Here is a 1,404-nt window from a genome sequence, read left to right as displayed (position 1 = left end):
CGACGAGACTCAACTAAGGTGCTCGCGAAATGGGGTGCGTGCCTCATTTGAGAAATGCTCGCGAAACCTCTGGTCATGGCCGGGCACTGTTGCTGTGCTGGAGGGATGGGATATGGATTAACGTTGTCTGCGCGTAGGGAAATCACGAAGAAGGAAGCCGGCGCGTATGCGGCGGCGTCGAAGAAGGCCAAGGGCGAGATCCTGGACCGTCTGGTGGCCGAGGTGGGCTGGTCGAGGGCGAATGCCCGCCGCCAGCTCGGTCGGGCTTTCAAGCGGCGTGGCCCGGCCCGTGTGGTGGCACGCAGGCCGAGACCGCCGACGTATGGCTATGACACGGTGAAGGTGCTCCAGCAGGTCTGGGTCGTGGCAGGCCAGCCCTGCGGGAAGTACCTGGCCGCGGTCATGGGCACCACGCTGGCCAACATGGAAGCCCACATCGGTTCCGGCGCCTTCGGCAGGGCCCGGCCCCGCTACAGCCCCCAGGCGCATGCCCAGTTGCTGGCGATGAGTGCGGCCACGATCGACCGGATCCTGGCACCGTTCAAACTCTCGATGTATCCGGACGGGAAATCTACGACCCGGTCCCGGCGGAACCAGTACACCGAGGCGATCCCGATCATGTCCCGTATCCCGGATATTGACTGGCAGCCGGGCCTGGTCGCGATCGATACGGTCGCGCATTGCGGCAACAGCGCCAAGGGCCAGTACGCGTTCACGCTAACCGCCACGGATGTCTTCACCGGGTGGACGGTTAACCGGGCGATCAAGAACAAGGCCGCGAGATGGGTGGTCGCTGCGATGGATGAAATTCAGAACGAATTCCCGTACCCCATCGACCACATCCATAGCGACAACGGGTCTGAATTCCTCAATGTGGCGGTCACCACTTGGTGCAATGCCCATAACATTCGCATGACCCGGTCCCGGCCGCACCACTCGAACGACAACCCATTCGTGGAGCAGAAAAACGGTGCCGTCGTGCGCCGCTCAGCGTTCAATTACCGCTACGACACCGCCACTGAACTGAGGCTGCTCAACGAGCTCTGGCCGCTGGTGAACCTGCGCAAGAACCTGTTCCTGCCGACCAAGAAAGTCACCGGATACCACCTGAGCCGCAAGGGAAAATCGGTGCGCAGCTACGACGATCCCCGCACCCCGGCCGACCGGATCAAGGCCACCGGGATCATGCTCGAACCCCAACGCCAACACCTGGACAAGCTCTACACCAGCCTGGACCTGGCCGGCCTGACGAACCGGATCAACGAGATCCAGCAACGCCTCATCCGGCTGGCCGCCGCCAAGACCTACTCCCAAGCACCCCACGCAGCATGACACTTTCGCGAGCACAATAGATGAGGCACGCAGGAATCATTTCGCGAGCATATTGACATGAGGCACCACGGG

Annotated in this window: 1 protein-coding gene; it reads left to right on the top strand. The window is 62.3% G+C overall.

The window, feature by feature from the left end; all coding sequences use genetic code 11:
* Nucleotides 1-123 precede the first annotated feature (123 nt).
* Nucleotides 124-1,332 (top strand): integrase catalytic domain-containing protein, encoded by a 1,209-nt coding sequence (locus ACT3TS_RS19640; RefSeq protein ID WP_444533212.1) that lies wholly within the window; start codon nt 124-126, stop codon nt 1,330-1,332.
* Nucleotides 1,333-1,404: the final 72 nt, after the last annotated feature.

Origin of the sequence: Specibacter sp. AOP5-B1-6, assembly GCF_052376555.1 — a bacterium.
Taxonomy (GTDB): domain Bacteria; phylum Actinomycetota; class Actinomycetes; order Actinomycetales; family Micrococcaceae; genus Specibacter.
This window is presented reverse-complemented; position numbering and strand designations above follow the sequence as displayed.